The sequence below is a fragment of the Paenibacillus phytorum genome, assembly GCF_013141715.1.
In the GTDB taxonomy this organism is placed as follows: Bacteria; Bacillota; Bacilli; order Paenibacillales; family NBRC-103111; genus Paenibacillus_E; species Paenibacillus_E phytorum.
In genome coordinates this window covers 1-5,940 of sequence record NZ_WHOA01000200.1, presented here as the reverse complement: position 1 = coordinate 5,940, position 5,940 = coordinate 1, and the positions used below count along the sequence as shown (strand labels likewise).

The window sequence follows — 5,940 nt, the reverse complement described above, 5'->3', positions numbered from 1 at the left end:
TAGTATGGAAAAGCCAGTACATCATTTTTGTTGTAAATACAACAAAAATGATGTACTATTTTTTTACGACGTTTGAAAAATACAATAGTAGTGGAGTTGCAATTATGAAGGAAATTCTACGTGAGGTTGGAATGATTGCTAGGGCATTAGATTCTATAAGTAATATAGAATTTAAAAGATATGACCTTACAAAAGGACAGTACTTGTATCTCGTACGAATATGTGAAAATCCAGGAATTATTCAAGAAAAGTTAGCTGAAATGATAAAGGTAGACCGAACAACAGCTGCTCGTGCTATAAAGAAACTGGAGATTAATGGATTTATTGAAAAGAATGATGATCAATATAACCAAAAAATTAAAAAACTATTTCCTACAGAGAAAGGGAAGACTGTTTACCCTTTTATAAAAAGGGAAAACGATTATTCCAATATGGTCGCACTATCTGGAATCTCCGAAAGTGAAGTAGATACGATTTTTAACCTGCTGCAAAGAGTCAGAAAAAATGTAGAAAAAGACTGGGAGTTTGTAAAAAAGGGAAACAAGAGAAATTATTGATTTAGTAAAAGGAGGACAAATAAAATGACTATAAATATAAAAAAGTGCACATTTGAAGATCTAGGATTACTTCAAGAAATTAGTGTTGAAACATTTAATGAGACATTTAAGAATCAAAATTCACCTGAACATATGAAAGCCTACTTGGAAAAAGCATTTAACTTAAAACAATTAGAAAAAGAATTATCAAATATCTCTTCGGAATTCTATATTATTTATTCTAATGAGGAAATTGCCGGGTATTTAAAGCTAAACACCAATGATGATCAAACTGAAATAATGGGCAATGATTCGCTTGAAATCGAGAGGATTTATATAAGGAAAAAACTTCATAAACAGGGGCTTGGTAAATATCTAATAAATAAAGCTATTGAAATAGCGATAGAACGGAATAAAGAGAAGATCTGGCTGGGGGTTTGGGAAAAAAATGAGAGCGCAATTACCTTTTATAAAAAAATGGACTTTGTTCAAACAGGAGCCCACTCTTTCTATATGGGTGATGAAGAACAAATAGATTTTATAATGACCAAAACACTCATATAACATTTTCTCTGAAATGATATTCAGATAACGGCGAACGTTAGTTCAGCGATCCAGGAAGCAGTTTGCCGCCGCGGCAGTTGTTCCTTCTGTCATTAAGCTAAAGGAAAGTTTTGTTATAAGAGCAAATGAGGAGGAGAAAACCATGTATATTCCTTCACACTTTCACATTGATGAAATAAAAGTCGCTTACGACATTATCAAAGAAAATAGCTTTGCAACACTAGAAGCCTGTGTAGTTTTCGCTGAAATCGCAAAAGAAAGACCTTAACACCGGGTGGTACCGACGTTAAAGTCATATTCGTGTTTCGCCAATCTTATCGCTTTAATGTTATTTTGACAGATTGGTTGGATCAACCGATTGTACTAGCGGCTAACCGCGTAATGCAGCTGGATGACGCCGCCGCCAAGAGGCTTGGTATCCAGAAGCTGAACATCTTTGAACGTATAATTATCTGTGTCGATCATTAGATGAAGGCCCTTGCCTTCCAGCACAGGCGCTACATTGAAGATCAGCTCGTCGACAAGCCCCTGACCTAAAAATGCATTGTGCAGATCAGCGCCAGCTGCTACGACTGCGGTTTGATGTCCTTTATGCTGTAGGTAGTTTAGGGCCTCCTGCGGAGATCTCGCAATCGTTGCCCCCGGAAGGGCATCAATGTTCTTGGAAACCACAACGATATCCAATTCGGCAAAGGGACCGCCGCCTGCACCGCCGCTGGCAGCCATAGCCTCGAAGGTTCGGCGTCCTACAATAAAATTCCCGGCTGCTTGGGCATGTTTCGCAAAATCGTCAAGTGCTTCCTTCTTCGGCGGGTTCTCGGGACTCGACTGTGCATAGTTACCGTTGGCGCTTAATGTTGCCCATAAAATAGTTTTCATATGATTTTTCCTCCTGACGTCGTTGTCCATATTTTTCGAATTGATGCTGCTACTCGATCCGGTCGATCCTCCTGCACATAGTGAGAAGCATCGTCGAGGATTTCGGTTTCGTTCATCGGCAGATAGCTCTGCCATTTGGCCATGACTTCAAGCGGGAAGCCGGCGCTGTCTTTTGTCCCCCACATTATTTGCGCGGGCAAATCGGATAACAACGGCAGTCCTGATTCAATAGCCGCCAGCCAAGATCGGGCCTTGCGAATCTGCCCGGGGAATACCCATGTCGGGATTCTGGACTCCGGTGTCGGGAAAGGGTCGGTATAAGCTTTCTTCAGGCTTTCCGTCACTTTCTCGGCATGATGGATGCCGTGCGGAACAATGACCTTGGCAAAGAAGTTGCGCCGAGTCTGTAGCCAATATCCGAAAGGCCATCCTCCCATTACAAGCGAGAACAATTTCATAGGAAGCAGCGTCGCAGGCCACGCCCAAGTGTTCATCAAGACGATTCCACGTAGCTGATCCCGGTTCCGTATGGCGTAGTTAAGGCCGATCGGCCCGCCCCAGTCTTGGACCACTAGTATAAAGTCTTTCAGATCCAGGCGGCGGATGAAGTCCGATATGGCCTCCGAATGCTCTTGCGGCGTATAACCATAGCCGAATGGCGCTTTGGACATTCCGAAGCCGGGATAATCCGGAGCGATAAGTCGGAATTCACCGCGCAGCTCCTTAATGACATTCCTGTAAAGATATGACCACGTAGGATTTCCATGAAGGAGAAGAACTGTCGGTCCGTTTCCTTCGTCAATATAATGAATATTTCCGTTGCGGTATGGCAGCCATTGGTCTTTAAACGGGTACTCCAACACATCCACTTCAAATGGTCTTTTCATTGTCGCCTTCCTCCCATCTGATGCCTTCTTTTTTTGTGCTCTCTGTTTTCAATGGTAGCGGACTGTGGTACATTTGAAAAGTAGTTACAATAAAGTGCAATAGTTTCAAAAAATGAACTATGGAGGAAACGCCGATGTTGGATCGCTCTTGTATCGAAGCCATTGATCCTTTGCTGGAAATCTTGGATGGCAAGTGGACCCTCCCTCTTCTGCTGGAGTTGTTTGTCGGCACTAAGCGATTTGGAGAGCTTCGCCGAAGGCTGAACCCGATTAGTCCGAAGACGTTAACGGATCGGCTGCGGGTATTGGAGGAGAAGGGAATTATAACGCGCACGCTGTATCCCGGTGTGCCCTTACACGTCGAATATGAGCTAACAGAGCGCGGGCGGAATCTGCAGCCTATTTTTGCCGCTATGTGGGCATGGGTTCAGGAAAATGGCTTAAGTCCCGAGCGTGGGACGGAAATAGTTGAGGAAATTAATTTTGGATTGATTTAATCGAGTGGGTCACCGCTTGTCGCACCCAATAAAACATCTGTGGAACTAATAAAAAAAGGCATAACGCCTTAGACGTTATGCCTTTTTTTATTAGTTCACAAACTCAAAGTCAGTTGTTTAGGCACGCTCTTTTGCTAATTCGAATAAGTCGGTCATCCATTTACTAAAAAAGCCTCCTGCGAGGTAAAATAAGAAAAGATAACCATAACTAGCTTTCACTAAATGAAACAATCCAATGGAGGAAAGAAAGGGCTTAAACACAAAGGCGAAAGCTATAGCTAATAAACAAATATACAAATAGTAGTTTTTTCGATGATTAACCGTCCATTGGTACAGTAACATGTAAGTAACAGGAATTAGAGAAGCATCCAAGCCAAAACTTGATGGTGAAAAAGGCGTTAATGTGTAGGGGTATTCCCATAACCTTTGTGTTGTGCCGTACAAGTCACTATAAAAAGCAAATACGTGAACGACTAGACCATAAAAGCCAATCCGAAAGGCTTTTTTTCTGTCAATCATAAATACTAAGAGAATCAAAGGCACAATAAAAAAGGTTATCATTACCCAAAATTGCCATGTATCTATATTTGAGTATGTTTTCCAGTACATCGACCAATCATTTGTTACTGACGATATACGGTCTGACAACTCCTTAAGTGGTTTGGTGTGGCAAGTATGATAGGAAACATCGTGGGAGGGAAATTACTTTCTAAAAATGCCATGAAAACTGTAGCTTCTTACCCATTCCTATTAGGGGCCGTTTATATCTTAGTATTCTTAATGGGTAAGTTTACTGGACCTATGTTCATCATTATTTTGGGGTGGGGAATAGTACTTGCAATAGGAAATAATATTAGTCAATATTGGATTACGACTGTAGCTACAGAAGCTCCTGAATTCGCAAATGGATTATTTCTAACATCCGGTAACTTAGGCATAACAATTGGTACAACTGTAGGTGGATTAATTATATCAGGAATGGGCACACAATACGTCGTATTAGGGGGACTGTTGTTCTTGATATTAAGTATAGTATTTATTTTACTGAGAAATTTCATGTATAGTCCCACAAAACAATTTTCTCAATAAGGAATTAAATGAAAAATATGCAATTGCCTAGCCAAGGTTATAGCAGGCGAGAAATGGAGAATTAAATGTCACAGGATAAACAAGTTGCTTTTGTTACCGGCGGAAATCGAGGGATTGGATATGAGCTGGTCAAACAATTGGCTTTGAATGGTTTTAAGGTCATTTTGGCAAGTCGGAATCCAGAGATGGGTCATGAAGCTGCGCAAAAACTAAAGGAGTCAGATCTGGATGTTTCGTTTGTGATGATGGATGTAGACAATCAAGAAAGCATCCGTCAAGCTGCGATTACAGTAAATGAGAGGTATGGAAGATTAGACGTTTTGATTAATAACGCTGGCGTGTATTTGGATGAGAATGAAAAATTATTGACTATGGACCCTTCCATTCTAGAGAAAACGATGGCAACTAATTTCTTCGGCGCTTACTATGCCATCATTTCCTTTCTTCCGTTCATGGAAAAGCAAGGATATGGAAGAATTATTAATGTTTCTTCAGAATATGGGGCGATGGGAGAAATGTCCGTTCAAGGAGTAGGCGCCTATAAGTTGTCTAAACTTGCCTTGAATGGATTGACACAATTGGCAGCTGCAGAAATCAAAGGAGATATCAAAATAAACGCGGTCTGTCCGGGATGGGTAAGTACAGATATGGGTGGACCATCTGCTCCAAGAACTCCAAAGCAAGCAGCTGAGTCTATCCTTTGGTTAGCGACTATTGGACCTGAAGGACCTCATGGGGGGTTCTTCAGAGATGGAAAACGAATCGATTGGTAACATCAACGAATGATTTAATGTATAAATGTGAACCGTCTTAGGCACCAAACTTTCCTAAGTTTAATTAACAATTTCAATTATGGGCGTTGTTTATCTGAGGAGTTTGTTTTCAATTCGGAGTGGAGGCGTTGTGAATGGCAAATAACCTTGAATCTCAAGTTGGAGAAGTTGTGTCTGTTAGCCGTAGTGCAACGCATACTTTTAGCAAAGAGACTGTCGAGGTCATTAGGCTTCTAGTTGGTCTGGGAGTGGAAGGCGACGCACACATGGGAAAGACCGTAAAGCATCGTTCACGAGTCGCACAAAACCCGAATCAACCCAACCTTCGCCAGGTTCATTTAGTTCATTCGGAGTTGTTCGATGAATTACGAAGTGCGGGTTTTCACGTCGAGCCCGGGCAGATGGGCGAGAACATTACAACCCGTGGTATAAACTTACTCGGACTGCCAATAGGCACAAAGCTGTATATCGGTGAAATAGCAGTTGTTGAAATCACGGGACTTCGCAATCCTTGTATACAAATAGATAATTTCCAGTCAGGGCTACTGAATGCGGTTTTGGACCACGATGAGAACGGGAATCTAATCCGAAAGGCTGGTGTAATGGCTATCGTTCTAACTGGGGGAGAAATTCGAGTTGGGGACCTAGTCCGAGTTGACCTACCACCTGAACCATTTCGTGCTTTAGAACGAGTGTAAAACGGACGCTGTTGTTA

Annotated in this window: 9 protein-coding genes and 1 pseudogene; 7 read left to right on the top strand and 3 right to left on the bottom strand. The window is 41.7% G+C overall.

Annotation, left to right across the window (positions count from 1 at the left end; genetic code table 11):
• The first annotated feature begins 104 nt into the window (after window positions 1-104).
• From GC098_RS28695 to GC098_RS40975, 3 genes are all read left to right on the top strand, one after another.
• Window positions 105-557, top strand: coding sequence for a MarR family winged helix-turn-helix transcriptional regulator (locus tag GC098_RS28695; RefSeq protein WP_171646660.1), 453 nt, complete (start codon window positions 105-107; stop codon window positions 555-557).
• A gap of 24 nt (window positions 558-581) precedes the next feature.
• Entirely contained in the window at window positions 582-1,100 is a 519-nt protein-coding gene (gene paiA / locus GC098_RS28690; protein WP_171646658.1) for a spermidine/spermine N(1)-acetyltransferase, read from the top strand.
• Between the two features lie 142 nt (window positions 1,101-1,242).
• Entirely contained in the window at window positions 1,243-1,368 is a 126-nt protein-coding gene (locus GC098_RS40975) for a hypothetical protein (RefSeq protein WP_281367143.1), read from the top strand.
• A 95-nt stretch (window positions 1,369-1,463) separates the two neighbouring features.
• Here the strand turns inward: GC098_RS40975 and GC098_RS28685 are convergent, their stop codons facing one another.
• Window positions 1,464-1,979: a dihydrofolate reductase family protein gene (locus tag GC098_RS28685; protein ID WP_171646656.1), complete on the bottom strand. Its 516-nt coding sequence runs from the start codon at window positions 1,977-1,979 to the stop codon at window positions 1,464-1,466.
• Window positions 1,976-2,866, bottom strand: a complete 891-nt coding sequence (locus GC098_RS28680; protein ID WP_171646654.1) for an alpha/beta fold hydrolase — start codon at window positions 2,864-2,866, stop codon at window positions 1,976-1,978. Before GC098_RS28680 ends, GC098_RS28685 begins: the two co-directional genes overlap by 4 nt.
• A gap of 134 nt (window positions 2,867-3,000) precedes the next feature.
• Here GC098_RS28680 and GC098_RS28675 point away from each other — a divergent pair, with 134 nt between their 5' ends.
• A complete protein-coding gene (locus GC098_RS28675; protein ID WP_171646652.1) occupies window positions 3,001-3,363 on the top strand; it encodes a winged helix-turn-helix transcriptional regulator in 363 nt (120 codons plus the stop codon).
• A 117-nt stretch (window positions 3,364-3,480) separates the two neighbouring features.
• Here GC098_RS28675 and GC098_RS28670 read toward each other — a convergent pair whose 3' ends face one another.
• A complete protein-coding gene (locus GC098_RS28670) occupies window positions 3,481-3,972 on the bottom strand; it encodes a CBO0543 family protein (RefSeq protein WP_246359028.1) in 492 nt (163 codons plus the stop codon).
• Between the two features lie 39 nt (window positions 3,973-4,011).
• Here GC098_RS28670 and GC098_RS28665 point away from each other — a divergent pair.
• The 3 genes and pseudogenes from GC098_RS28665 to GC098_RS28655 all read left to right on the top strand — a co-directional run.
• Window positions 4,012-4,452: pseudogene (locus tag GC098_RS28665) on the top strand (MFS transporter); the annotation flags it as partial.
• Window positions 4,453-4,517: 65 nt separating this feature from the next.
• The gene (locus GC098_RS28660; RefSeq protein WP_171646646.1) at window positions 4,518-5,225 is read left to right on the top strand and encodes an SDR family oxidoreductase; all 708 of its coding nucleotides are present in this window, start codon (window positions 4,518-4,520) and stop codon (window positions 5,223-5,225) included.
• Between the two features lie 134 nt (window positions 5,226-5,359).
• Window positions 5,360-5,923, top strand: a complete 564-nt coding sequence (locus tag GC098_RS28655; protein WP_171646644.1) for an MOSC domain-containing protein — start codon at window positions 5,360-5,362, stop codon at window positions 5,921-5,923.
• Window positions 5,924-5,940: the final 17 nt, after the last annotated feature.